The sequence below is a fragment of the Prauserella salsuginis genome (assembly GCF_024648885.1).
Lineage (GTDB): Bacteria > Actinomycetota > Actinomycetes > Mycobacteriales > Pseudonocardiaceae > Prauserella > Prauserella salsuginis.
Map to the genome: position 1 here is coordinate 73,990 of NZ_JANBBF010000013.1, position 24,353 is coordinate 98,342.

24 protein-coding genes are annotated in these 24,353 nt (G+C 70.4%); 18 read left to right on the forward strand and 6 right to left on the reverse strand.

Annotated features, from left to right (window positions below; all coding sequences use genetic code 11):
- Nucleotides 1-39: 39 nt before the first annotated feature.
- From LY40_RS20675 to LY40_RS20690, 4 genes are all read right to left on the reverse strand, one after another.
- A complete protein-coding gene (locus tag LY40_RS20675; protein ID WP_258937891.1) occupies nucleotides 40-891 on the reverse strand; it encodes a GNAT family N-acetyltransferase in 852 nt (283 codons plus the stop codon).
- 509 nt (nucleotides 892-1,400) lie between these two features.
- Nucleotides 1,401-2,036: a maleylpyruvate isomerase N-terminal domain-containing protein gene (locus LY40_RS20680; protein ID WP_183780034.1), complete on the reverse strand. Its 636-nt coding sequence runs from the start codon at nucleotides 2,034-2,036 to the stop codon at nucleotides 1,401-1,403.
- A 200-nt stretch (nucleotides 2,037-2,236) separates the two neighbouring features.
- A complete protein-coding gene (locus tag LY40_RS20685; RefSeq protein WP_258937892.1) occupies nucleotides 2,237-3,043 on the reverse strand; it encodes a class I SAM-dependent methyltransferase in 807 nt (268 codons plus the stop codon).
- Nucleotides 3,025-3,513, reverse strand: a complete 489-nt coding sequence (locus tag LY40_RS20690) for a DUF2505 domain-containing protein (protein WP_183780031.1) — start codon at nucleotides 3,511-3,513, stop codon at nucleotides 3,025-3,027. The genes LY40_RS20685 and LY40_RS20690 overlap by 19 nt, the downstream gene beginning before the upstream one ends.
- A 25-nt stretch (nucleotides 3,514-3,538) precedes the next feature.
- Here LY40_RS20690 and LY40_RS20695 point away from each other — a divergent pair, with 25 nt between their 5' ends.
- Nucleotides 3,539-4,588, forward strand: coding sequence for a UDP-N-acetylmuramate dehydrogenase (locus LY40_RS20695; protein WP_258937893.1), 1,050 nt, complete (start codon nucleotides 3,539-3,541; stop codon nucleotides 4,586-4,588).
- 241 nt (nucleotides 4,589-4,829) lie between these two features.
- Here LY40_RS20695 and LY40_RS20700 read toward each other — a convergent pair whose 3' ends face one another.
- Nucleotides 4,830-5,561 (reverse strand): SDR family oxidoreductase, encoded by a 732-nt coding sequence (locus LY40_RS20700; RefSeq protein ID WP_183780024.1) that lies wholly within the window; start codon nucleotides 5,559-5,561, stop codon nucleotides 4,830-4,832.
- A 70-nt stretch (nucleotides 5,562-5,631) separates the two neighbouring features.
- Between LY40_RS20700 and LY40_RS20705 the strand changes: the two genes are divergently transcribed.
- Nucleotides 5,632-6,837 carry a L,D-transpeptidase gene (locus LY40_RS20705; protein ID WP_258937894.1) on the forward strand — a complete coding sequence of 402 codons (1,206 nt, stop codon included), beginning with the start codon at nucleotides 5,632-5,634 and terminating at the stop codon, nucleotides 6,835-6,837.
- A gap of 378 nt (nucleotides 6,838-7,215) precedes the next feature.
- On the opposite strand, the gene LY40_RS20710 is transcribed toward LY40_RS20705, so the two are convergent.
- Nucleotides 7,216-8,187: a TerC/Alx family metal homeostasis membrane protein gene (locus LY40_RS20710; RefSeq protein ID WP_183785058.1), complete on the reverse strand. Its 972-nt coding sequence runs from the start codon at nucleotides 8,185-8,187 to the stop codon at nucleotides 7,216-7,218.
- A gap of 372 nt (nucleotides 8,188-8,559) precedes the next feature.
- On the opposite strand from LY40_RS20710, the gene LY40_RS20715 reads away from it, so the two are divergent.
- The 16 genes from LY40_RS20715 (at nucleotide 8,560) to LY40_RS20790 (ending at nucleotide 24,283) form a co-directional block, all read left to right on the forward strand.
- A complete protein-coding gene (locus tag LY40_RS20715) occupies nucleotides 8,560-9,414 on the forward strand; it encodes an alpha/beta fold hydrolase (RefSeq protein ID WP_258937895.1) in 855 nt (284 codons plus the stop codon).
- Nucleotides 9,411-10,727, forward strand: coding sequence for a D-inositol-3-phosphate glycosyltransferase (gene mshA / locus LY40_RS20720; RefSeq protein ID WP_372497714.1), 1,317 nt, complete (start codon nucleotides 9,411-9,413; stop codon nucleotides 10,725-10,727). The genes LY40_RS20715 and mshA overlap by 4 nt, the downstream gene beginning before the upstream one ends.
- A gap of 29 nt (nucleotides 10,728-10,756) precedes the next feature.
- A complete protein-coding gene (locus LY40_RS20725) occupies nucleotides 10,757-11,257 on the forward strand; it encodes a type III secretion system chaperone family protein (protein WP_372497726.1) in 501 nt (166 codons plus the stop codon).
- Between the two features lie 885 nt (nucleotides 11,258-12,142).
- Nucleotides 12,143-12,892, forward strand: a complete 750-nt coding sequence (locus LY40_RS20730) for a phosphoglyceromutase (RefSeq protein ID WP_183780017.1) — start codon at nucleotides 12,143-12,145, stop codon at nucleotides 12,890-12,892.
- A 371-nt stretch (nucleotides 12,893-13,263) separates the two neighbouring features.
- Nucleotides 13,264-14,550, forward strand: coding sequence for a sensor histidine kinase (locus LY40_RS20735; protein ID WP_308216683.1), 1,287 nt, complete (start codon nucleotides 13,264-13,266; stop codon nucleotides 14,548-14,550).
- Nucleotides 14,547-15,239, forward strand: coding sequence for a response regulator (locus LY40_RS20740; RefSeq protein ID WP_258937898.1), 693 nt, complete (start codon nucleotides 14,547-14,549; stop codon nucleotides 15,237-15,239). The genes LY40_RS20735 and LY40_RS20740 overlap by 4 nt, the downstream gene beginning before the upstream one ends.
- A 27-nt stretch (nucleotides 15,240-15,266) precedes the next feature.
- A complete protein-coding gene (locus LY40_RS20745) occupies nucleotides 15,267-16,235 on the forward strand; it encodes a Ppx/GppA family phosphatase (RefSeq protein WP_183780011.1) in 969 nt (322 codons plus the stop codon).
- Between the two features lie 55 nt (nucleotides 16,236-16,290).
- A complete protein-coding gene (locus LY40_RS20750; RefSeq protein WP_258938064.1) occupies nucleotides 16,291-18,216 on the forward strand; it encodes an Rv0497 family membrane protein in 1,926 nt (641 codons plus the stop codon).
- A gap of 12 nt (nucleotides 18,217-18,228) precedes the next feature.
- Complete coding sequence (locus LY40_RS20755) at nucleotides 18,229-19,005, forward strand: sugar phosphate isomerase/epimerase family protein (RefSeq protein ID WP_183785046.1); 777 nt, start codon at nucleotides 18,229-18,231, stop codon at nucleotides 19,003-19,005.
- 163 nt (nucleotides 19,006-19,168) lie between these two features.
- Complete coding sequence (locus tag LY40_RS20760) at nucleotides 19,169-19,528, forward strand: hypothetical protein (RefSeq protein ID WP_258937899.1); 360 nt, start codon at nucleotides 19,169-19,171, stop codon at nucleotides 19,526-19,528.
- Nucleotides 19,525-20,346, forward strand: a complete 822-nt coding sequence (locus LY40_RS20765; RefSeq protein ID WP_183780007.1) for a thioesterase family protein — start codon at nucleotides 19,525-19,527, stop codon at nucleotides 20,344-20,346. Before LY40_RS20760 ends, LY40_RS20765 begins: the two co-directional genes overlap by 4 nt.
- 153 nt (nucleotides 20,347-20,499) lie before the next feature.
- Nucleotides 20,500-21,306, forward strand: a complete 807-nt coding sequence (gene proC, locus LY40_RS20770) for a pyrroline-5-carboxylate reductase (protein ID WP_183780005.1) — start codon at nucleotides 20,500-20,502, stop codon at nucleotides 21,304-21,306.
- Between the two features lie 145 nt (nucleotides 21,307-21,451).
- Nucleotides 21,452-21,667, forward strand: a complete 216-nt coding sequence (locus LY40_RS20775) for a helix-turn-helix domain-containing protein (RefSeq protein WP_183646522.1) — start codon at nucleotides 21,452-21,454, stop codon at nucleotides 21,665-21,667.
- Between the two features lie 203 nt (nucleotides 21,668-21,870).
- Complete coding sequence (locus LY40_RS20780; protein ID WP_005453035.1) at nucleotides 21,871-21,972, forward strand: 30S ribosomal protein bS22; 102 nt, start codon at nucleotides 21,871-21,873, stop codon at nucleotides 21,970-21,972.
- A 283-nt stretch (nucleotides 21,973-22,255) separates the two neighbouring features.
- Complete coding sequence (locus LY40_RS20785; RefSeq protein ID WP_183780003.1) at nucleotides 22,256-23,278, forward strand: NAD-dependent epimerase/dehydratase family protein; 1,023 nt, start codon at nucleotides 22,256-22,258, stop codon at nucleotides 23,276-23,278.
- A 12-nt stretch (nucleotides 23,279-23,290) separates the two neighbouring features.
- Nucleotides 23,291-24,283, forward strand: coding sequence for a lysophospholipid acyltransferase family protein (locus tag LY40_RS20790; protein ID WP_258937900.1), 993 nt, complete (start codon nucleotides 23,291-23,293; stop codon nucleotides 24,281-24,283).
- Nucleotides 24,284-24,353: the final 70 nt, after the last annotated feature.

The following is a 24,353-nucleotide window of genomic DNA, read 5'->3' on the forward strand; positions in this document are numbered from 1 at the left end:
TGCATGGTGAACTCGCCTGCCACGGGCCCGCTCCCGCGTTCACCGGTCGTCTCCGAGCAGGTAACGCAGGTAACGCAGGTAGCGGTCGTCGACGTCGGCGAGTCGCAGCAGCACGTAGAAGTCCGCGACGTCGAAATCCGGGTCGTGGGCGGGCGGTCCGCAGACCCAGGCACCGAGGCGCAGATAGCCGCGCAGCAGTGGTGGAAGGTCGGCGTACCGCGGGTGGTCGGCGCGGTGCGGTGGCAGCCAGGGACGGTACGGGCGCACGCGGTACTCGGCCGGTGAAGCGTGCCGGGTGGCCGCGAGATGCCAGGCGGTCGCCGCCGCGTGGCCGCCGTCGGCCAGCGGCACCGACGCGCAACCGCCCAGGTAGCGATGGCCTGCCAGCAGCGTGTACCTGGCGAGTGCGGACCACATCAGCGTGATGACGGAACCGTTGCGGTGAGCGGGAGCGACGCAGGAACGGCCCGCCTCGACGATCTCGCCGGCGAGGGGGTCGAGGGCACCGAGGTCGAACTCGGTGGCGGAGTACGGGACGGGCGAGCGGTGCGGCGGAAGGATGCGGTACGTGCCGACGATCTCGCCGGTCGGTTCGTGCGTGACGATGAGGTGATCGCACAGCTCGTCGAACGCGTCGGCGTCGAGCACCGCGTGTCCTGCATTCGACACCGCGTGTCCTGCGTTCAGACCCGCGTGTTCTGCATTCGTGTCGCCGTGTTGCAGATTCCGGTGCTGGTGTTGCGATTCGCCGGCATGAGCGGCTGTCAGGTCGGCGCCGAGTTCGCCGGCGAACACGGCCGTCCGGAGCCGTTGCGCGGCACGGACCTCGTCTCGGGTGTCGGCGATGCGGGCCGTGTAGGTCCGCGTGGCCGCGGTGGACAACACGGGCATGGCGCTCTCCGTTCCTCGGGTGTGCATCGAATGCGTACAAGGAGGAGAAAAACACCGGAGAAACGGCATTGACCAGGGGATGCGGCCGATGTCAGGGACATGTCCGGGCGGACCCCGAGACCCCTGGTGGGGCTACCCCCACCAAGGCCGGCCGACGTCTTGCTCGTCGCGCGTGTTCTGCACCCCGCGTGTTCTGCACTCGGCCACCCGTGTTCTGCATTCGGAACCTCGACTGCTGCAGTCAGCACCGGGTGTTCTGCATTCGGAACCTCGACTTGCTGCGCTCGCCGGCGAGAGTTCTGCGCTCACCACGTCGAGATCGCCCCCTCCGGGACGAAGAGATCGGCACCCGGGCTCGTCCGAGTGCCGCACCTGCCGGCCGGGGCGACCTGTCGCGGCACTGTCGCATCGGGAATCCCGCAGCACAAGGCGGGGCCGCGTAACGAAAACGTCCACCGGAGTGCGCAACACGGCCCCTGGGAAACGCAACACGACCCCGCTGGCGTCGATCAGAAGGCGCTGACAGTCGTCGGCATCCGCTCGGTGCGGGCCAACGCGCTGATCAACCGAGCCTGACCGTGACGTTCCGTGGCCAGATCTGCCAGGAGGTGGAGCACCGGCGCGAATGCATCCGCGGGAAAAGTCGGCGTGGCGACGTCGACGCTGCGTGCGAGGTCGTCGGAGTGAACGACGATCTCCACCAGCCGGGTGAGGAGGAAGTCGGTGCGGCGAAGGCTCCACCCCTGCCAAGGAATCGTGACGGTCCGCTGGGCTCGGTTGCTGCGCAGGAGATCGTCCACCTGGTCGAAAGCCTCTCGGCATCTGCGCACCATGGCGTCGAACCCGCTAGCGGCCTCGGATTCGTCCCGGGTCCGGTCGTTCGCCGGGTCGTCGAGTGAATCGGCCAGCACCCACGCGGCACGTCGGTAGTGGTCCGCGGTCTTGTCGATCGGCGGGTCCGTCGCCGGCACGGGCAGGATCTCCGCGGCCCGCACGACCTGCCTGCCGAGGTGGCAGGCGAGCATGCCGACCGTCATCCGCTCGAGGGAGCTGTCGGAATCCCAGTTCCGTTCGACGGCGGGGTCGCCGACGAGGCCGAGCGCGATTCGTCCGGCAGCGAGGAACGCGCGATCACGGTTCTCCATGCGCCGATCGTAGGTGGCGGCCAGGTCCGTGGGCCGCGTGCGGAGGTCGTTGCCCGGAGTGCGCAACACGGTCTCTGGGAAACGCAACATGGCCCCTGGAAACCGCAACACGGGCCCCGGAAAGCGCAACACGGCCCCTGGAAACCGCAACACGGGCCCTGGAAGACGCAACATGGCGTGCCCTGTGCAGGACGTGCGGGTCAGCGTGGGGCGATCGACGTCCACGGGACGGTGAGTTCGCCGAGGCGCCACCGCGCCGGGCGGCTCAGGACCGGCCAACCGGACGCGGCGAGCAGACGCACCGTCTCCGTCCACCGCGCCCGTGGGCCGAACGCCGAGAACGGCGCTGCCGTCGCCCAGCATTGGTCCAATCGGGACAGTAGATCGTGGATGCGTTCACCCGGAACGTTCCGGTGGATCAACGCCTTCGGTAGGCGTTCGGCCACAGTGGACGGACGGTCCAGCGAAGCGACGCGGCACGAGAGCGTCAGCGACACCGGGCCTCGATGCGACACCGTCGCCCACGTGCACAGTCTGCCGATCTCGTCGCACGTGCCGTCGACGAGCAGCCCACCCGGTGCGATCCGTTCGAGCATCGCCCGCCACGACGGTTCGACGTCCGACTCGTCGTACTGCCGCAGCACGTTGAACGCCCGAACCACCGCCGGCCTGCTGCCTGCCAGTTCGAATCCGCCGCGCCGGAAGTCCAGTACTGGCGGAGTGGCGACCGCCTCGCCCGCGGCCACCCGCTCCGGGTCGAGCTCCAACCCGAGCACACGCACGTCCGGGACCGCCGTGCGCAGCCGCGTCGCCAACTCCACGGTCGTCACGGGCGACGCGCCGTAGCCGAGGTCGACGACCAGTGGCGAGGCCTCGGCGCGCAGCGCGCGCCGCACCCCGAGGTCGGTGACCAGCCAGCGGTCGACGCGCCGCAGGCGATTCGGGTTCGTGGTTCCTCTGGTCGGCGAGCCGAGCGGCTCGGCGCGCTTCAGCTGCGCGCGAGCCACGACGTCGTGAAGTCGGCCTCCCGCTCGAGCAGCGTCGTGACCTGCTCCGCGATCAGCCCTTCGAGCTTGCCGCCCACCAGCGGGATCTTCACCGTCACCTCGCCGCGCGTGACCTGCTGCGCGCTCGCGTCGCCGCCAGGCTCCACCGACACGGTCCCGGTGATCTCGCCCGGAATGCCGTCGACCTGCGCGCGGATCGTGCCCTCGGCCCCGTTCCAGGTGTGCTCGCGGCGCACCATCAGGTCACCCGAGACGAACTTCTGAGCCACCGACGGCAGTTTGTCCGCAGGGACGCCCTGCACCAGCGTGTACCGCACCTCGTCACCGTCGACGGCGTGATCCTCGAGCGCGGCACCGACGCCGCCGATCTCGTCCAGCCGCGCGCGCAACGCGGCCTCGTCGGACTGGGCGGCGACGACGTCGGCGACGGAGGCGGGGAACGTCGCCCGATGCTCGATACGGGAAGCCATGACCGGGACAGTACCGTTGCGGGTTGTGAGCACTGTCGAAACGTCCACCTGCCGCGACCTGCGCAACTACACGACACTGCGCCTCGGCGGGCCCGCGCGCCGGTTCGTGACGGCGACCACGTCGGCCGAACTCGCCGGCCTCGTCGGCGACCTCGACGCGGCCGGTGAGCCCGTCCTGCTGGTCGGCGGTGGCTCGAACCTCGTCGTATCCGACGACGGGTTCGACGGCACCGCCGTGCGCATCGCCGACACCGGATGGGACGGGCCGACCGTGCGGGCGGGGCAGGACTGGGACGCCTACGTCGCCGCGACCGTCGCCGAGGGCTACGGCGGGCTGGAGTGCCTGTCCGGCATCCCCGGATCGGCGGGCGCCACGCCCATCCAGAACGTCGGTGCGTACGGCTGTGAGATCAGCGACGTGCTGCATTCGATCGAGCTCTACGACCGCACCACCGGTGAGGTGCGCACCCTCGCCGCCGGCGAACTCGGCTTCGCCTACCGGACGAGCATGCTCAAGGGAACTGACAACGGCGTGGTGTTGTCGGTGCGGTTCCACCTTCGCGAGGACGGTCTGTCCGCGCCGATCCGCTACGCCGAACTGGCCCGCACACTCGGCGTCGAGGTCGGCGACCGGGTGCCCGCCGCGGCGGCGCGCGAGGCGGTGCTGGGGTTGCGCCGCCGCAAGGGCATGGTTCTCGACCCCGACGACCACGACACGTGGAGCGCGGGTTCGTTCTTCACCAACCCGATCGTGCCCGAGGCGCAGGTGGGTGACGTGCTGAGCCGCATCGCCAGCGTCGTGGGCGACGACGTGTCCGTACCGCAGTACCCCGCCGACGACGGGGTGAAGCTCTCCGCGGCGTGGCTCATCGAACGCGCAGGGTTCACCAAGGGACGCGAGGGCCCTGGCGGGCGGGTGTCGCTGTCGACGAAACACACGCTGGCCCTGACCAACCGCGGCGAGGCGCGCACCGAGGACCTGCTCGCGCTGGCCCGCGAGGTGCGTGACGGTGTGTCCGGCACGTTCGGCGTCACGCTCCGCCCGGAACCGCTGCTCATCAACTGCGAGCTGTGAGCGCTCGGGGAGTGTCGGCGGGCGTGTCCCGGCGCCCCTGACGCAGGCCCTCGCCGTGGCCACGGCAAGCGGTACGGCCACGGTAAGCGGCAACATCAAGGGAACATCCGGGGCGTTGAACGCCCCCAAGGGCACCTTCGGGGCGCCCGCCCGCCGGCCCGAGCACCGCCCCTCACGGACACGCTTTACGCGTGGCTGCGTTCAATGCCCAAGGTGCCCTTGGGACCGCCCGCCGAACCCCTCACTCGCGGTGGAACGTCTTGCCGTCGAGCTGGGCGCGCGGCTTCATGACGATCTGGTCGAGGTTGACGTGGGACGGCCGCGTGGCGGCGAACGAGATGACGTCGGCCACGTCCTCGGCCGTCAGCGGCTGGTACCCGTCGTAGACCTTCGCCGCCCGGTCGGCGTCGCCGTCGAACCGGTTGACCGAGAAGTCGGTCTGTACCGCGCCCGGAACGACCTCCGTCAACCGCACCGGGTCGCCCAGATGCTCGGCGCGCAGCGTCTCGTGCAGCGCGGCCTGGGCGTGCTTCGCCGATGTGTAGCCCGAGCCGCCGGGATACACGCTGTGCCCCGCGATCGACGTCACCGTGATGACGTGTCCGTCACCGGAGGATACGAGCTTCGGCAGCATGGCCTTGGTCATGCGCAGGGTGCCGAGCACGTTCGTCTCCCACATCCAGCGCCAGTGGTCCTCGTCGGCCTCGTCGACCCGTTCGAGGCCCCACGCGCCGCCCGCGTTGTTGACCAGCACGTGGCACTCCGAAACCTGTTCGGCGAACGAGGCAACGGAATCGGCGTCCGTGACGTCCAGTGTCAGGGCGGTGCCTGACGTTTCCGCGGCGAGCGCCTCGAGTTTGTCGCGGCGGCGCGCACCGAGGACGACGTGGAATCCGGCCTGGGCGAGAGAACGGGCTGCGGCTGCGCCGATCCCGGCGCTGGCACCTGTGATGACTGCGGTTCGCGTGCTCATGCTTGGCATGCTGCCAGGTAATGTTGTGGTGCTGGCGGGGGTGCTGGCGCGGCCAGGGAGGTAGGCACACGTGAGGTTCGGACAAAGCGGGGGAAGCGAACGCGCCGTCGGCAGGCGGAGAGTGCTGAAGGCCGCCGCAGTGGCAGCACCCGCGGGGGTGCTCGTCGCGTGCACTGGCGGTGACGACACCACGGGCGCAGGCACCGGTGGCGGCAACGGTGACACCCCGGCCAAGCCGCAGGCAAAGATCACCGCGAAGCCGCAGGCAGATGCCACCGACGTCGACGTCACCGCGCCGGTCAAGCTCACGGTCACCGACGGCACGTTCACCGAGGTCACGCTCACCAACGAGGACGGAAAAGCCGTCGAAGGCAGCCTCAACGACGACAAGACCGAGTGGACCGTCGGCGAATCCCTCGGCTACGGCCGCAGCTACACCTACACCGCGAAGGCGGCCGACAGCGACGGCCGCACCGCCGAGTTCGACGGCTCGTTCAGCACGGTCCAGCCGTCCGCGGTCGTGCGCGCCACGTTGTACCCCGGCGACGACGCGGTCGTGGGTGTCGGCCAGCCGGTCACCGTCAAGTTCGAAGCCCCGGTCAGTGACCGCGCCGCCGCGCAGCGCGCCCTGTCGGTCAAGACGGAACCGCAGGTCGAGGGTGCGTGGGCGTGGCTGAACGACCAGCAGGTCGACTGGCGGCCCCGCGAGTACTGGCCTGCCAACACCGAGGTCGAGGTCGCCGCGAACCTCTACGGCGTGCACTACGGCGGCGGCGCGTACGGCAAGGCCGACGTCACCACGAAGTTCAGCATCGGCCGCAACCAGGTCGTCAAGGTGCACACACCCGAGCACCGCATGCGCGTGTATCGCGACGGTGCCGAGGTCGCCAACTATCCGTGCAGCAACGGTGAGGACGCCAACCCCGACCTCAACACGCCCAACGGCACGGTCATCGTCATGACCAAGGAGCCGACGTCGATCTTCGACAACGAGGAGTACGGCTACACCGACGTCAAGAAGACCTGGTGCTGCCGCATCTCCAACCACGGCGAGTACATCCACGAGAACCAGGAGAACGCCGCCAACATCGGCAAGCGGAACACCTCGCACGGCTGCGTCAACCTGCTGCCCGACGACGCCAAGGCGTACTTCGACTCCGCGATGCTCGGCGACCCCGTCGAGGTCACCGGCTCGAAGGCCGACTTCCCGACGACGTCGGACGTCATGGACTGGCTGCTCGACTGGGAGACGTGGAAGTCCAAGTCGGCGCTGTGACGGCCGGCGCTGTGACGGCCGGCTGAGGGATGGCCGGCTGAGGACTCCCGGCTCGGGAACTCCCGGGAGCGGCCACGAGAAAAGCCACCGCTGACGAGCCGGCGCCGAAACGCCGGCGCTGACATTCGGGGCTCGAGAGTCGGTCCACAACCGGCCCGTTGGCGACGGGTGCCGCGACAACGGATCCCGCGGGGCGCGGGCGAAGTCTGCGGCCGTCGTCCCGGCGGCCGGGAGGGTGCTCGTCAGTCCTTGTGGACCTCGATGAGCGACCCAGCGGTGATGATGGCCGCCAGGACGACGATCGCGACGATCAGAATATCGAGAACCATGGTCGACTCCTCGTCGTTGAGGTGCCGGTGAGGGCCTGAGCGGCCCAGTCTACGCCTTCGCGTCGGCCGCTTCCCGGTTCTCGTTGCGCTTGGACACCCGCAGGCTGAGCACGGTCACGGCGCCCAGGATGCCGATGATCGCCAGCAGCGAGATCGGCGTCGGGATGGTCGGCACCGCGGGCCACACGGTGTGCGCCCAGTGCAGCACGAGCTTCACGCCGATGAACGCGAGGATGATCGCCAGGCCGTGGTTGAGGTAGATCAGCTTGGCGAGGACCGCCTGCAGCACGAAGTACAGGGCGCGCAGGCCGAGCAGGGCGAACGCGTTGGTCGCGAACACGAGGTACGGGTCCTCGGTGATGCCGTACACCGCGGGCACCGAGTCGACGGCGAACACGATGTCGGTCGCGAACACGGCGACCACGACGATCGCCAACGGCGTGAGCGCGCGTTTGCCCGCCTCGCGGACGACCATCTTCGTGCCGCGGTAGTCGTCGGTGACGTGCGTGAACCGCCGCATCAGTTTCACCGAGCGCATCTCGGACGGGTCCTTCTCGTCCTGGTGACCCTTGAGCGCTTCCACGAGGATCTTCAACGCGGACACGAACAGGATGAGGCCGAACACCAGGAACGCCCAGGTGCCCGCCTGCAGCATGGCCGCGCCGAGTGCGATGAAGATGCCGCGCAGCACGAGCGCGCCGACGATGCCGTAGAGCAGCACGCGCTGCTGCACCGCGGCGGGAACGGCGAACCCGGTGAGGATCAGCATGAACACGAAGAGGTTGTCGACCGAGAGCGACTTCTCGACGACGAAACCCGTCACGAACTCGGTCGCCTGGCCGCCGCTGTAGGCCAGCCACACGAACAGCGCGAAGACGAACGGCAGCGCCAGGTAGAACACCGACCAGCCGACGGCCTCCTTCATGGAGACCTCGTGCGGCTTGTGTGTGATCACGAAGTCGGCGACGAGCAGGGCGACCAGCACCGCGATGCTGATCGTCCAGAGCATGGGCGAACCCATGGTTTCGGCGGCTCCGGAAGAGCCGGAACCGGCGGCTTGGACGAGCACACAGACCTCCGCGAACGTTGCAGCGTTCGAGGTCTCCTTCACCCGCGGCTCGCGGGCGACCTGCCGAGAACGCAATCCGTGCGTTCGTATTGACCGGCGAGGTCCAGGGCGGAAGTACTCCCCTCTGCGGTCAAGTGTCCGGTATGACGCCCGCCGTTGCCAACCCGGGGCGGCTCCGACCGGGTGTGATGTCCGTCGGGGCCGCCCCGGCCCGCCGGTCGCCGGCGGCCGCACCGTGCGCTGCTGCGTTCGGCGACGCCGTCGTGGCGTCCGCCTCCGGCCGGGATTGCTCGACCGGGTGAGAGCGGGTGAGAGACTGCCCGGGTGCGAACCGAGGTCACAGGTGCAGACGGGGTCCGGATCGGCGCGATCGTCGACGGCGCAGCGGCGGACACAGCAGACGCGGCAGGTGCCGACGGCGGTCCGCCCGTGATCGTCTTCGTGCACGGCTGGGCCCAGTCGGCGGACGCATGGCAGTTGCAGCTGTCCGACCCACGGCTGGCCGGCGAGTTCCGCATGGTCGCGATGGACCTGCGTGGGCACGGCCGCTCCGACGTCCCCGACGACGGCTACGACGACCCGCGGGTGTGGGCCGACGACCTCGCGGCGGTGCTGGACCTGGCCGGCAGGCCGGCGGTGGTGGTCGGCTGGTCGTACGGCGGGCTCGTCATCACCGACTACCTGCGTGTCCACGGCACCGCGGGGCTGGCGGGCATCGTCTACGCCGGCGCGATCACCGAGCTGGGCCGTGGTCACCCGGGTGGCGCCGTCGGGTGGGCGATGCGGGAGGCGCTGCCGGATGCGCTCTCGGCGGACGTCGACCTCGCGCGTCCCGCCGTGCAGCGGCTGTGCGGCGGTATGACGGCGGGATCGGACGGCGAATCGCTCGTCGACGGCATCCTCGCCGTGCCCCCGCACGTGCGCGCGGGCCTGTTCCGCAGGGACATCGGCTCTGCCGACGTGCTCGAAGCCGTCGACGTGCCCGCGCTCGTGCTGCACGGCGAGCGCGACGCCGTTGTCGACATCACCGCCGCCGAGTATGCGGCCGGGAAGATTCCGGGGGCCCGCCGACGTTGGTTGCCTGGGGTGGGCCATCTTCCGTTCGCAGAGGACGCGCAGACGTTCGGCGAGGAGCTGGTGGCCTTCGCCCGCGACGCGTACAGAAAGGTGAACCGGTGAAGATCCCCTGGTACCGGCAGGCGGACGCGTACCGGCAGGCGGCCGCGACGCAGCAGCCGCGCCGGGTGGCGGTGCTGACCGTGCACACGTCTCCGCTGGAGCAGCCGGGCACCGGCGACGCGGGTGGCATGAACGTCTACATCGCCCAGACGGCCCAGGAGATGGCCAGGCGCGGCGTGCAGGTCGAGGTGTTCACGCGCGCCACGTCGTCGGACCAGCCACCGGTCGCCGAACTCGCCCCAGGCGTGCTCGTACGCCACATCCCCGCCGGCCCGTTCGAACCACTGTCGCGCGGTGAACTGCCCGCGCAGCTGTGCGCCTTCACGAACGGCGTCCTGCGCACGGAGGCGTTCCACGAACCGGGCTACTACGACCTCATCCATTCGCATTACTGGCTGTCCGGCCAGGTCGGCTGGCTCGCACGCGACCGGTGGGGCGTGCCGCTGGTACACACCGCCCACACTCTCGCCAAGGTGAAGAACGCCGCGTTGGCCGAGGGCGACACACCGGAACCCCGCACGCGGGTGATCGGCGAACAGCAGGTCGTCGACGAGGCGGACCAGCTGATCGTCAACACGGGCGTCGAGGCCGAGCAGCTCGTCGACCTCTACGACGCCGACCCGCGCGCGGTGCGGACCGTGTCACCGGGCGTCGACCTGGAACGGTTCCGGCCGGGATCGCAGGCGCGGTCGCGGCGGATCCTCGGGCTGAGCGACGAGGCGGTGGTGCTGGCGTTCGCGGGCCGCATCCAGCCGTTGAAGGCGCCGGACGTGCTGTTGCGTGCGGCGGCGGAACTGGTCGGGCGTCGCCCCGAACTGCGCGACAGGCTGGTGGTGCTGATCGCGGGCGGACCGTCGGGAACCGGTCTGGAACAGCCGGAGTCGCTCAAGGCACTGGCCGCGGACCTGGGCATCGCCGATCTGATGCGGTTCCTGCCGCCGCAGGCCGGCGAGGGGCTCGTTGACGTGTACCGCGCCGCGGACGTCGTGGCGGTGCCGAGTCACAACGAGTCGTTCGGCCTGGTGGCCCTGGAGGCGCAGGCCTGTGGGACGCCGGTGGTCGCCGCATCCGTGGGCGGGCTGCCCGTTGCGGTCGACCACGGCACGTCGGGGCTGCTCGTGGGATCGCACCGGGCGCCGGACTGGGCCGGTGCGCTGGCCGACGCGGCGTTGCGCCGCCGGGACACGCTCGCCGCGGGTGCGCTGCGGCACGCCCGGCGGTTCTCGTGGCAGCGGACGACGGACGCATTGCTCGACAGTTACGCCGACGCCCGCGGCGCGTTCCGCCGTACAGCCCTGGAGGTGGCGGTGTGAGCGAACGCGACGCGCGGGACGTCGACGCGATCGTGCAGTCGGCGCTGGATGCTTCGGAGGTGCCGTACGACCGGCGGGGCGACGGCGTGTACTTCGTGACCCTGCCGGGCGTGAAGAAGCTGCAGACGAACGCGTGGCTGGTGGTGCGGGAGCATTCGCTGGCGGTGGAGGCGTTCGTCTGCCGGCGTCCGGACGAGGCCTACGAGGACGTCTACCGGTTTCTGCTGCGGCGCAACGCGAAGCTGTACGGCGTGGCCTACACGCTGGACTCGGCCGGCGACATCTGCCTGGTGGGCCGCCTGGGACTGGACACCGTCTCGGCCGACGAGGTCGACACCGTGTTGGGGCAGGTGCTGGAAACAGCCGACGGGGATTTCAACACCCTGCTGGAGCTGGGCTTCGCGAGTTCGATCCGACGGGAGTGGGACTGGCGCGTGAGCCGCGGCGAGTCGTTGGCCAATCTGCAGGCGTTCAAGCACCTGGTGGAACCGGCCTCGAACCACGAACCGGGCACGCTGACGGAGGACTGACACCGGCCGCGTCGGTCGCGGTCGGCTCCTGAACACGGCCGGCGGAGCAACACGTCCGGCGGAGCCCTGCGATGACACGCCTGCGTGGGTCACAGGACACGCGTGCCGGCACAGTCGCGCGACAGCTCGGCGTTGAGGGGTGGGGGTCGGGCGACGGGCGGGCGCAGCACACGCGCGTCCGGATGCAGCACATGCGCGTCTGAGTGCAGAACACGCGTACCCGAATGCAGAACACGGACCCCGGAGGTCGCAACACGGGCGCAGCGTCTCCGTGTTCGCACGGTTCCGACGCTGGTTCGCACGAATCGTGCCCGGCGCTCGCCGGGGTGAGGAGCACGCACCGTGGGGTTCCAGGGGGCTCGGCCCCTGGGCTCGGCGAGGAGACCACGCACCGGCGAGCGCATTCCGCGAGCAGGCTGCCCCGAGCGGTCGACGGGGCGGCTCGAGGGAGGGGGGAGTCGCGAACTCGAGCCGCCCCGTGGACCTTCCCGCCTGTTCGGACCCGGTGACGAGGGGGATGCCAACGGGGCCGGCGGGCCGCAGCTCGGCAGGGGGAGACGAGCTGCGATCTGTTCCCGCGTTGCTCGGCCCGGGGAGTGCGTGGTTCCGGGCCGTGCGGGCTCAAGTGTCAACTTGTCAGACTCGGCACTGTAATCACAAGACTACTGGCTACTCTATTCGAGTGAATTTCGCCGAAAGGTTGAACACACTGCGGCCTCGTTAGCGTCGTTGACCTGTAGAGATACGCCCCGATCGAGAGTTCGTATCGAGTTCTCCGCGCGTTGAAGACACTCTGTGTAGATCACGTGGTAGTGCGGACGAACCCGGTAACGCAGTGGCCGAGGTCGCGCTACTCGAATCGGCGGAGCATGGCACGCTGAAAACATGGCCGAACTTGGGACTCTCGTGCTGCTGCGCCACGGGCAGAGCACATGGAACGCGGAAAACCTGTTCACCGGCTGGGTCGACGTCCCGTTGTCAGACCAGGGCGAGGACGAGGCGACGCGCGGCGGGCAGCTGCTCGCCGAGGCGGGCCTGCTGCCGGACGTGGTGCACACGTCGCTGCTGCGCAGGGCGATTTCGACGGCCAACATCGCGCTCGACGGCGCCGATCGGCACTGGATCGACGTCCGCCGCAGCTGGCGGCTCAACGAGCGGCACTACGGCGCGCTGCAGGGCAAGAACAAGAAGGAGATCGCCGACGAGTTCGGCGAGGAGCAGTTCATGCTGTGGCGCCGGTCCTACGACACGCCGCCGCCGGAGATCGAGCGTGGCAGCGAGTTCAGCCAGGACGCCGACCCGCGTTACCAGGACATCGACGGCGACCTGCCGCTGACCGAGTGCCTCAAGGACGTCGTGGTGCGGCTGCTGCCGTACTGGGAGTCGGCGATCGTGCCCGACCTGCGGGCGGGGAAGAACGTGCTCGTCGCGGCGCACGGCAACTCGCTGCGCGCGCTGGTCAAGCACCTCGACGGCGTTTCCGAGGCCGACATCGCCGGGCTGAACATCCCGACCGGGATTCCGCTGCGGTACGACCTCGACGCCGAGCTCAAGCCCACCAACCCCGGCGGTACCTACCTCGACCCGGAGACGGCCGAGAAGGCGGCGGCCGCGGTCGCCAATCAGGGCCGCTGAGGCCGCACCACCGCGGAAACGTCGTAGGGGCCGCCTTCCCGAACGGGAGGGCGGCCCCTACGCGTGTCGGCGGCAGGGTGTGCCCCGGCGAGTGGCTCCTGGTCGGTCGTCGGCACGTGGCACAGCGCATCGACGAGGGGCGACGGTCGGGGCGATACGACCCCCGGGAATCCGCAACACGGGCGGGGCGGAGCGCGGGTACGTGAGGCGGCAGCGGGTGGGTCGAACGGTGGCGGCAACGGCGTTCGGGGTACGGCAGGTGAACTGGATCTTGCCTGGTGGCGAACACGTGGCCCAGGAGTGTCAGGCCGGTCACCGCTCGGCCTCCAAGACTAGGACAACCACCCGGGCGAATGCTTACGATGCGAAGCGTGACGGCGTCCGGATCGGTCCTGCTGGCCACTGCCGCTCTGGTGGTCGGCATCGCTGTCGGTTTCTTCTTCTTCCGCACCCGCGGCCGGGACGTTCCCGAGCCGGCAGGCCCCACGGCCGCCGAGTTGCTGCTGCGTTCGGTGCGGTCGTCGGAGACCGGCGTGGTGATGCTCAATCGCTTCGGCGACCTGGTGTTGCACAACGCGCGTGCCGAGGAGCTCGGCCTGCTGCGCGGCAATCAGGTCGACGGGCGGGTGCGGGACGCGGCGCAGCGCGTGGTCGAGAGTGACGAGGCGTTCGAGGTCGACATCTCGCCCGACGAGGTCCGCGGGAGGCAGCCGGAGGCGGTCGTGGCGCAGCTGCGGCCGCTGGGCGACGGCTTCACGATCGTGGAGGCCGTCGACCACTCCGACGCGGTCCGGCTGGAGGCGACGCGCCGTGACTTCGTGGCCAACGTCAGTCACGAACTCAAGACCCCGGTCGGGGCGATCGCGCTGCTGGCCGAGGCCGTACTCGACGCCGACAGCGCCGAGGAGGCGCGCCGGTTCAGCGAGAAGATCCTCCGCGAGTCGAACCGGCTCGGCAAGCTCGTCACCGAGCTGATCGCGCTGTCACGCCTGCAGGGGGCGGAGAAGCTGCCGGAGATGACGGTCGTCGACGTCGACGGCGTCGTCACCGAGACGCTGTCGCGCACCAAGCTGGCCGCCGAGACCTCCGACATCACGGTCACGACCGACGGGGCCAGCGGCCTCGAGGTCGAGGGGGACCGCACGTTGCTCGTCACGGCCCTGTCGAACCTGCTCGACAACGCGATCGCCTACTCGCAGCAGTCCAGCCCCGTGTCCATCAGTCGCAGACTGACCGACGGCCACGTCGAGCTGGCCGTCACCGACCGAGGTCTCGGCATCGCGCTCGACGAGCAGCAGCGCGTGTTCGAGCGCTTCTACCGCGCTGACAAGGCCCGCTCCCGTGCGACGGGCGGCACCGGCCTCGGCCTGGCGATCGTCAAGCACGTCGCCGCCAACCACGGCGGCGAGGTGCGGCTGTGGAGCAGGCCGGGCGTCGGGTCGACGTTCACGCTGCGGATCCCCGCGCGGACGAGTGCCGTCGTGGCCGACCCGGTCGATTCGGCCACGGCCTCCGACTCCGACGACACCGGAGGCGTTCCGGCCGTGAGTACGGCCCCCACAACCGAGACCCCCGACCAGCGCAGCGACGACCCGACCGGGCAGCCGCTGGTCACCAGCGTGCGGCAACGCACCGAACCGGGAGGAACAACGCAGTGACCAGGGTTCTGATCGTCGAGGACGAGGAGTCGTTCGCCGACCCGATGGCCTTCATGCTCCGCAAGGAGGGCTTCACCGCCGCCCTCGCGACGACCGGCCAGCAGGCGCTCGAGGAGTTCGACCGCAACGGTGCCGATCTCGTGCTGCTCGACCTCATGCTCCCCGGCATGAGCGGCACGGACGTGTGCAAACAGCTGCGCGCCCGGTCGTCGGTCCCAGTGATCATGGTGACCGCGCGGGACAGCGAGATCGACAAGGTCGTGGGCCTCGAACTCGGCGCGGACGACTACATCACCAAGCCCTACGCAGCCCGCGAACTGATCGCGCGGATCCGCGCCGTGCTGCGGCGGGGCGGCGACACGACGGCCGCCGAGCCGGAGGCCGCGCCGCTGGTGCTGTCGGCCGGGCCGGTGCGGATGGACGTCGAACGGCACGTGGTGACGGTCGGCACCGAGGAGATCTCGCTGCCGCTGAAGGAGTTCGACCTGCTCGAATACCTGCTCCGCAACGTGGGCCGCGTGCTCACGCGCAGCCAGCTCATCGACCGGGTGTGGGGTGCCGACTACGTCGGTGACACCAAGACCCTCGACGTCCACGTCAAGCGGCTCCGGTCCAAGCTCGAACCGGACCCCGGCCAGCCGCAGTACCTGGTGACGGTGCGTGGCCTCGGTTACAAGTTCGAGGCCTGAACGCAAGGCCCGGTACCGTGGATACTCGTGCGCCTAGGGGTTCTTGACGTCGGTTCCAACACCGTCCATCTGCTCGTCGTCGACGCGCACCGTGGAGGGCACCCCACACCGATGCATTCGGAGAAGACGGTGCTGCGGCTGGCGGAGCAGCTGAACTCCCGCGGTGAGCTCACGAAGCAGGGCATCGCCAGCCTGGTCGACGCGGTCGAGCAGGCGAAGGTCTCGGCCGAGCGGTGGGGGTGCGAGGACGTCATGGCGTTCGCGACCTCAGCGGTGCGCGAGGCCCACAACACCGACGACGTCCTGGCCACGGTGGCCGACTCCACGGGCGTCGAGCTGCGCGTGCTTACCGGCGAGGACGAGGCGAAGCTGACGTTCCTTGCCGCCCGTCGCTGGTACGGCTGGTCGGCGGGGCAGCTGCTGGTGCTCGACATCGGCGGCGGTTCGCTCGAGGTGGCGATGGGCATCGACGAACGCCCCGAGCTCGCCGAGTCGCTGCCGTTCGGTGCCGGCCGCATCACGCGGACGCGCTTCTCGAACGATCCGCCGAAGCGTTCCGAGCTCGTCGCGACGACGGCGTGGCTCGACGAACAGCTCTCCGGTCTCGCGGAGCGCATCCGCGGCGTGGGGGAACCGGATCGGGTGGTTGCGACATCGAAGACGTTCCGGTCGCTGGCCCGGCTCACCGGCGCGGCGCCGTCGTCGGCGGGACCGCGGGTGGCCCGCGTCCTGACCGACACGGGACTCCGGCAGCTCCTCTCGTTCATCACCCGGATGTCCTCGGAGGACCTGGCCGAGCTGGAGGGCGTCAGCGGGAGCAGGGCTCATCAGCTGGTCGGGGGTGCGCTCGTGGCCGAGGCCACGATGCGGGCACTGTCGCTCGAGCGGTTGGAGATCTGCCCGTGGGCGCTGCGCGAAGGCGTGATCTTGCGCAGGCTGGACCTTTCCAACGGCGAGGACCAGACTGCGCTTGTGACCGGCCGGGGCCGGGGATGAGACGCGTTCGGGCCACACTGGACGTAGACGATTGGCGACGGGCACGGTGGAAGGGATGACTCGAGACAGCGACGGCGATCGGCAGCAGAAGACCGTTGCCGAACTGCTCGCCCAACACGGCGGACAAGCCGGCGGCGCACCGCGCCGGCGGCGGCGTCGCGCTGCCGACGAAACCGGTGAGCAGCCGAGCATCACCGATACGGCCCCGCAGGCCATCATCGAACGGGTGCGTTCGGAGGGCGGGCCGGCCGAGTCGTCCACACCACCGAACGGGGCTCCCGGCGGTGCTCAGCCGCACGCCGGCAGGCCGGGTGCGGTCCCGCCCGGCGGTCCGCAACCGAACGGGGCCCAGCCGAGCGGTACACCCGGTGGTGTGAACCCGAACGGTGCGCCTCCCGGAATGCCGCCCGCGAACGGTGCTCCCGACGCCGCGAGGCCGCCCCAGCCGGGCGCCCGCGGGCCGCAACAGAACTCGGGTGGTTTCGCGGCGCCGCAGGCAGGAGCCCCGCAGGCGCCGCCGCAACCGGGCCAGCCCCCGCAGGCGCCCGCCGCCCAAGCTCCGTCCGCCCAAGCCCCGTCCGCCCCGGCACAGTCCCCACAGCAGGCCTCGCCGGAGGCCCCGACGCGGAACGGCGTGCCGCCGGTTCCGCCGGCGGCCGACGCGCCGCCTGCCTCGCAGCAGTCCTCGGGCGGGTTCTTCTTCTCGCCGCAGCACGAGCCGCCGGACGAGCCAGCTGTGCAGGCCGATGGGCCCGAGGCCGGTTCGGACGGCGCCGACGCCGCCCAGGCCGCTCCGCCACCGCCCGCGCCGCCGCTCCGCAGGCGTAGGCCGTGGCGTGGTGGTGGCAGGCCGGCCGAGCCCGAGTCGAACACCGAACAGTTCCCCGCCGTTGCCGGTGGACAGCGACCCGCGCCCGGTCCGGTGCGGGGTGACGAACCGCCCGCCGGGCTGGCCAACTGGCGCCGTAAGCGCCGGCAGGCGCAGGCCAGGGAACAGCAGCGTGCCGAGCAGGACACCGAAGTCGGAGTGACACCGGTCGTCCCGCCCGAGCCCGCGAACCCGGCCACGCTCGACGCCCAGCAGCAGGGTGGTGCCGACACCGGTGCCGCGGCAGGTGCCGCTGCTCCCGAGGCGGCTGCTCCCGGGGCGGCGGCTCCCGCGGACGACCCGGACGCAGGCCCTTCGACGGGCTATTTCGTCCCGGATTTCGACGACGATGACGACGACCCGCAGGCCGCCCAACCGGGCATCGGCGCCGCCATCGGCAGTGCCGCGCAGGGAAGTCAGGCACAGGCCGCCGCGGCCGACACCCGCGGCGGCTACGACTCCGGCTACGCGGGCTACGAGGACGGCTACGACGAGTCCGGTGCCTACGACCACGGGTACGCGAGCGGCTACGCGGAGGACCCGTACGCCTACGACGAGCAGGCCTACGGCGATGCTGCGCCCTACGACGACCCGGCGTACGACGGATACGCCTACGACGACCAGGCCTACGACGAGCGGGCCTACGACGAGCGGGCCTACGACGATCGGGCTTACGACAACGAGTACGCCGAGGACTACGACGACTACGCGGACGATCGCTACGGCGACGATCCGCGGGACGCCGACCTCGCGTACGACGACGACCCGTACGCCTACGACGACGGATACGCCGACGACGACCTCGCCGCGGGCCGCTCACCGGCCGGCGACGAGCCGGCCGACGAACCGTCGCCGGCGAAGCAGTGGCTCGCGCTCGGCGCCCAGCTCGCGGGCGGCGTGGCGGGCGGTGCCGCCGTGTGGCTCGGGTTCAACTGGCTGTGGGGTCAGCTGCCCGCCGCCGCGCTCATCGCCGCGCTGGTCGTCACGGTCGGGTTGGTGCTGGTCGTGCGTAAGGTCCGCCGTGCCGACGACCTGCAGACCACGGTGCTCGCCGTGCTCGTCGGCCTCGTTGTGACGGTCTCGCCCGCGGCGCTGCTTTTGGTGACGAAGTAGCGCGTGACCTCGATCGGACTGTCCACGGCATCGGTGTGGCCGCTCCGTGCCCGCTCCGGGTTCGAGCTGGCCAGCACGCTGGGTTTCGACGGCGTCGAGGTGATGGTCTGGGCCGATCCGGAAAGTCAGGACGTGGCCGCACTGCGGCGGCACAGTGCCTCGACGGGGATGCCGGTGCTGGCCGTGCACTCGCCCTGTCTGCTGATCACTCAGCGCGTGTGGTCGCCGGATCCGGTGGTGCGGCTGCGGCGGTCGGTCGAGGCGGCCGTCGATCTGGAGGCGCCGACCGTGGTGGTGCACCCGCCGTTCCGGTGGCAGCGCCGGTACGCCGAGGCGTTCGCCGACCTGGTCGCCGAGCTCGAATCGTCGAGTGGGGTGCGGATCGCCGTGGAGAACATGTTCCCGGTGCGGACACCGCGCGGACGCGAGGTGTCGGCGTTCCGCCCGTCCGTCGATCCGACCGACGTCGGGCACGCTCACTACACGCTGGACCTCTCGCACACGGCGACCGCGGGCATGGACGCGCTGGCGCTGGCGAAGCGGATGGGTGACCGGCTCACGCACGTCCACATGGGCGACGGCACCGGGGTGGCGAAGGACGAGCACCTGCTGCCCGGCCGCGGCACGCAACCGTGTGCCGAACTGCTCGAAGAGCTCGGCGCGGACGATTTCGGCGCCCGCGGCGGGCAGATCGTCCTCGAGGTGAACACGCGTAGCGCCCGCACCGAGGACCAGCGCGCCAAGATGCTCAGCGAGGCGCTCCTGTTCACTCGCCTGCACCTGGGCTGACGGCTCCCGGGACCGGCTGCCGGAGCGGCGGGCGCGGGTCGCGGCGGTGGTCGTCCGCAGGCACGACGGCGTGTTGTCTGCCACGTCGGCTTCGCATCGCAGCCACCCGTGAGGCGCAATGTAGGTGCGTCACCGGCAGTTTCAAGATCAACTTTTCCGACGGGTGGGGGTGTTGCGCGCAGTGACCATCCGTATCGTTTTCGATGTGATGCTGCGTGCACGTGGTGTGAACACATTGCTCGAATCGGGTGCCCGCAACGCTTTCGGTGGGCACCACCGTCCGACTCTGCCTATCCTGCGCGGGCACGGGAGCCGGTACGGCCGTACCAGGGAGGTCTCGGCCGCCGATTGCCGCACGCCGACCCGGCCAGCGCCGGAGGGGGAAGGGGAGAAGGTGCGCGTCGATATCCGTTCCACGGCGATCCGTACCGGCCTCGCGACGGCCGGGAACGCAGCGGCCCGCACCGTGACGTCCGGTGGCGCGCCGGTATCCGGCGTCGTGTCGGCGGCCGGCCGTCCGTGAGCACCCCCGAGACGGCCGCGGACTTCGGCGCGGCATGTGACGCGCGCTCCCTCGGCGACGGCACCTTCACCGCCGACCTGCGACAGGAATGGTCCATCGGGACGCACCCGCACGGCGGATTCCTCATCGCGCTGCTGGCGAAGGCCGCACTCGCCGCGGTCCGCGAAACGGGCGAACCCGCCATCGACCCGCTCGCTGTCAGCGCGGAATTCCTGCGCCCGCCCGCGATCGGCCCGGTGCTGCTGCGCACCGACGTCCGCAAGGTCGGCAGGCGGGCCACCGTCGTCGCCGTGACGCTCGAACAGCGCGGCCGCAGCTGCGTCGAAGCGCGCGTCACCGCAGGCCGGCTCCCGGTGCGGAAACCGGACTGGCACGACGCCCCGTCCGCGCCCGCCGAACCCCCGGCCGGTTGCGTCACGCTCGACGGCAACGACCCCGAAGGCGTGTTCCACCTCGCACAGGGCTGCGACGTGCGCATCGACCCCAGCACGGCCGGATACCTCGCGGGCCGCACGGGCGATCCACCGCGACTGCGGCTGTGGGTGCGGCCACGCGGCGGCGTCGCCGACCCGTACTTCGCGCTGCTCGCCGGCGACATCAACCCGCCCGTGGTGCTCAACCTCGGACGCATCGGCTGGGCACCGACAGCCCAACTGACCGCACTGGTCCGCACCCGTCCCGCCCCGGGATGGTTGCGGATCCACGTCGAGAGCCGGTCGGTCCACGAAGGCTGGTTCGACTCCGACGCCCTGGTCGTCGATTCCCAGAACCGCATCGTCTGCCAGGCCCGCCAACTGGCACTGGCCCCGCTGGGCTGAGCGACCACCCGACCGCGACGGCTCAGTGCCCCGAAGGTGCCCTTCGGGGCACTCAGCATCTCTCACGGACGCGCTTCGCGCCGCTGCGCCCGCCCGCCGGCCCGGCCACCACCCCCCACGGACGCGCTCCGCGCGACTCTTAGGCTCGGAACCATGACTGTTGCCGTGCTGGGCGCCGGGAAGATCGGCGAGGCGTTGTTGTCCGGACTGCTCGACGCCGGGTACGACGCCGGCGACCTGCTGTTCACCGAGCGTCATCCGGAGCGGGCCGCGGAACTGACCGACCGCTACGGCGTCAAGGGCGTCGAGGTCGCCGAGGCGGCCACACGTGCCGACGTGCTGGTCGTCGCCGTCAAACCGCAGGACATCGAACCGCTGCTGGACGAGCTGGCCGATCTCATCGGCCCCGGCTCGCTGGTCGTGTCGATGTGCGCCGGCCTGCCGACCTCGCTGTTCGAACGCAGGCTGCCCGCGGGCACGCCCGTGATTCGGGTCATGCCGAACACGCCGATGCTCGTCGGCGCGGCCATGAGCGCCGTGTCGCCGGGCAAGCACGCCACCGACGAACAGCTGCAGATCGTCGAGCGGCTGCTGTCGTCGGTCGGCAAGGTCGTCGTGCTGCCGGAGTCACAGCAGGACGCTGTCACGGCGCTGTCCGGCTCCGGGCCCGCCTACTTTTTCTACCTCGTCGAGGCAATGATCGACGCGGGCATCTTGCTCGGCCTGCCCCGCGCCGTGGCGCAGCAGCTGATCGTCCAGGCGGCCGTCGGCGCGGGCAAGATGCTCGACGAAGGCGGCGAGCACCCCGTCATGCTGCGCGAGAACGTCACCTCACCGGGTGGCACCACTATCAATGGCATTCGCGAACTCGAGAAGCACGGTGTGCGCGCAGCCCTGCTCGACGCCATCGAATCGGCCCGTGATCGCTCCGTCGAGTTAGGCAAGGCCCACGAGGAGTAACCACACACTCGTGCCATCGCCTCGACGGCCGTCGCATCCGCCACACCAGTCCCGCTACCCTCGCATTAGCACGTACGTGTCGAAGCCACACGGAGGGGAAGCCGCGTGGCGGGACACGTGCCCGAAAAGGGACACGGTGAGACCTATGCCGGCGAAAGGTAACGACGACCTGCCAGGACCACGGCAGGTCCAGTTCTTGACGGTCGCGGAGGTGGCGTCGCTGATGCGCGTCTCCAAGATGACCGTCTACCGCTTAGTGCATTCGGGGGAGCTACCGGCCGTTCGCGTCGGCAAGTCCTTCCGGGTGCCGGAACAGGCTGTCCACGACTATCTGGACAACGCGTACTTCGACGTCGGATGAGCGTGGAGAGGACCGGCTCGAAAACGCGCGGCGAGCCCCGGGTAACCTGGTAGGCCGTGCGCGCGCCTCGCCCCACGCACGAGTCACGTTCCGCGACACCCGTCGCACCCGGACGTGACTCGGCAGGCCGCCGCGAACTCGTGGTGCCGGCGTTCGTGTGGCGCCCGCGCATCGTCACGATCTATCGGTTGAAGGAGTTCTGAGTGGGCTCGGTCATCAAGAAGCGCCGCAAGCGTATGTCCAAGAAGAAGCACCGGAAGCTTCTGCGTCGCACGCGCGTCCAGCGCCGCAAGCAGGGCAAGTAAGCCCAGGGACTCCGCGCCCGCGCGTCCGCCGGTTCCCCGGACGGACGCGCGGGTTCGCCGGTGGTGCGCCCGAAAGGCACCTCCTGAAGTGATGGCGAGCCCGGTCGGACCGGCCGGGCTCGTGTCTTGCGTGTGATCGGCCCCCGCTTGTGGCCAGTCGGCTGCGTGTGATCAACCCGTGCGCGGGATCAGCTCTGCGGTGCGGCGCCCAGCGCGTACGATCAGTGCCGACGCCGAGTTCTCGAGCGTCAGCCAGCCGTACCCAGGGGGTTCAATGCCGCCTATGCCGCCCAGCAACGTTCTCGTGACCGGTGTCGCCGGAGATCTGGGCAGCAGGCTGCTCGCACGACTGGGTAACAACCCGGAACTCGACCGCGTCATCGGCGTCGACACCTCGCCGCCCCGGCCGGAGCTGCTCCGCAGGGCCGGGCACGCCGAGTTCGTGCGCGCCGACATCCGCAACCCGCTGATCGCGAAGATCATCAGCTCGGCGAAGGTCGACACGGTCGTCCACGCCTCCACGCACGCCCAACCCGCGGGACCGACCCGTCGGGTGGCGGTCAAAGAGGTCAACGTCATCGGCACGATGCGGCTGCTCGCCGCGTGCCAGAAGTCGCCGCTGGTGCGCAAGCTCGTCGTGAAGTCCTCGGCCGCGGTGTACGGGGCGGGTGCGCGTTCGCCCGCGGTGTTCGATGAGGACACCGAACTGGGCCCCACCTCGCCGTCGGGTTACGCCAAGGACGCCGTCGAGATGGAAGGCTATGTCCGCGGGCTGATGCGGCGCAGGCCCGACATCACCGTGACGATGGGCAGGTTCGCCAACATCGTCGGCCCCGACGTCGACACCGTTCTCACGCGCTACTTCGCGCTGCCCGTCGTGCCGACCGTGCTCGGGTTCGACTCACGCCTGCAGATGCTGCACTCGTCCGACGCGCTCGCCGCCCTCGAGATCGCCACGCTGGAAGACCGGCCGGGCGTGTACAACGTCGCCGCGGACGGGGTGCTCACGCTGGGGCAGGCCATCCGCCGCGCGGGCAGGGTCGAACTGCCGTTACCGCGCACCGCGCTGCCGTCGGTGGGCAAGGTCCTGCGCGGCGCCCGCATCGTCGACTTCTCCGCCGACCAGGTCAGCCTGTTGAACTTCGGCCGCGTCGTCGACACCACCCGGCTCAAGAACGACTTCGGTTACACGCCCCGCTGGAACACCCGCGACGCGTTCGACGACTTCCTCACCGGGCGCGGTATCCGGCCCGTCGTCGACGGCGAGCGCCTCGCAGGGGTTCTCACGGCGGTGGGCAGGCGGTAGGAGGGAACGGATATGTCGAGCGGGTCGTCGGCACAGGTCATCCGGTTGCACACCGGCGGGGCGCCCGGCGGCGATCCCGCCCGCGAGGCGGACGCGGGCGACGCCGATCGGGACGCGTCGGTCGTCGAGTTGCCCACCGCGCCCGCGTCGGAGTCGGCCGCCGACGGGGCGGACGATCCGCTGGGCCGGCTGCTGACGTTCCTTGCCCGGCGCCTCACCGGCGACTACGCCGTCGACGAGTTCGGCTTCGACCCCGAATTGACCGACACGCTCATCCTGCCGCCGCTGAAGCTGCTGTACGACAAGTGGTTCCGGGTTGCCGCCGTCGGCGGGGAGAACCTGCCCGTCGACGGCGGCGCACTGCTCGTCGGCAACCACTCCGGCGTGCTGCCGATCGACTCGATCATGACCGCGCTCGCGGTCCGCGAACGGCACCCGCAGCGGCGCCACCTGCGTATGCTCGGCGCCGACCTGGTGTTCAAGGCACCGGTGCTGGGCACGCTCGCTCGCAAAACGGGGCAGACGCTGGCCTGCAACCCCGACGCCGAACGCCTGTTGCGGGCCGGCGAGCTCGTCGGCGTGTGGCCGGAGGGGTTCAAGGGCGTCGGCAAACCGTTCTCGGCGCGCTACAAGCTGCAGCGATTCGGACGCGGCGGGTTCGCGTCGGCGGCCATGCGCGCCGGGGTGCCGATCATCCCGGTCGCCGTGGTCGGGGCCGAGGAGATCTACCCGAAGATCGGTGACATCAAGCCGCTCGCTCGGCTACTGGGCCTGCCGTACTTCCCGGTGACGCCGTTCTTCCCACTACTGGGGCCGCTCGGCGCGGTGCCGCTGCCGACGAAATGGACGATCGAGTTCGGCGAGCCCATCCCGACCGACGGCTACGGCCCCGAGGCCGTCGACGATCCGATGAGCGTGTTCAACCTCAACGACCAGGTGCGCGAGTCGATCCAGCAGATGCTGTACCGGCGCCTCGCCCGCCGCCGCAACATCTTCAGCGGCTGACGACTCTTCGTAACTGCCACGCATTGCGTTGAGCGCCCCCAAGGGCACTTTGGTTGCACTCAATGCAACC

What these genes read in the sequence shown, in the direction of transcription:
- LY40_RS20675 (WP_258937891.1), bottom strand. Translation starts at nt 891, where the DNA reads ATGCCCGTGTTGTCCACCGCGGCCACGCGGACCTACACGGCCCGCATC.
- LY40_RS20680 (WP_183780034.1), bottom strand. Translation starts at nt 2,036, where the DNA reads ATGGAGAACCGTGATCGCGCGTTCCTCGCTGCCGGACGAATCGCGCTC.
- LY40_RS20690 (WP_183780031.1), bottom strand. Translation starts at nt 3,513, where the DNA reads ATGGCTTCCCGTATCGAGCATCGGGCGACGTTCCCCGCCTCCGTCGCC.
- LY40_RS20700 (WP_183780024.1), bottom strand. Translation starts at nt 5,561, where the DNA reads ATGAGCACGCGAACCGCAGTCATCACAGGTGCCAGCGCCGGGATCGGC.
- LY40_RS20710 (WP_183785058.1), bottom strand. Translation starts at nt 8,187, where the DNA reads ATGGGTTCGCCCATGCTCTGGACGATCAGCATCGCGGTGCTGGTCGCC.
- LY40_RS20730 (WP_183780017.1), top strand. Translation starts at nt 12,143, where the DNA reads ATGGCCGAACTTGGGACTCTCGTGCTGCTGCGCCACGGGCAGAGCACA.
- LY40_RS20750 (WP_258938064.1), top strand. Translation starts at nt 16,291, where the DNA reads ATGACTCGAGACAGCGACGGCGATCGGCAGCAGAAGACCGTTGCCGAA.
- proC (WP_183780005.1), top strand. Translation starts at nt 20,500, where the DNA reads ATGACTGTTGCCGTGCTGGGCGCCGGGAAGATCGGCGAGGCGTTGTTG.
- LY40_RS20775 (WP_183646522.1), top strand. Translation starts at nt 21,452, where the DNA reads ATGCCGGCGAAAGGTAACGACGACCTGCCAGGACCACGGCAGGTCCAG.
- LY40_RS20785 (WP_183780003.1), top strand. Translation starts at nt 22,256, where the DNA reads ATGCCGCCCAGCAACGTTCTCGTGACCGGTGTCGCCGGAGATCTGGGC.
- LY40_RS20790 (WP_258937900.1), top strand. Translation starts at nt 23,291, where the DNA reads ATGTCGAGCGGGTCGTCGGCACAGGTCATCCGGTTGCACACCGGCGGG.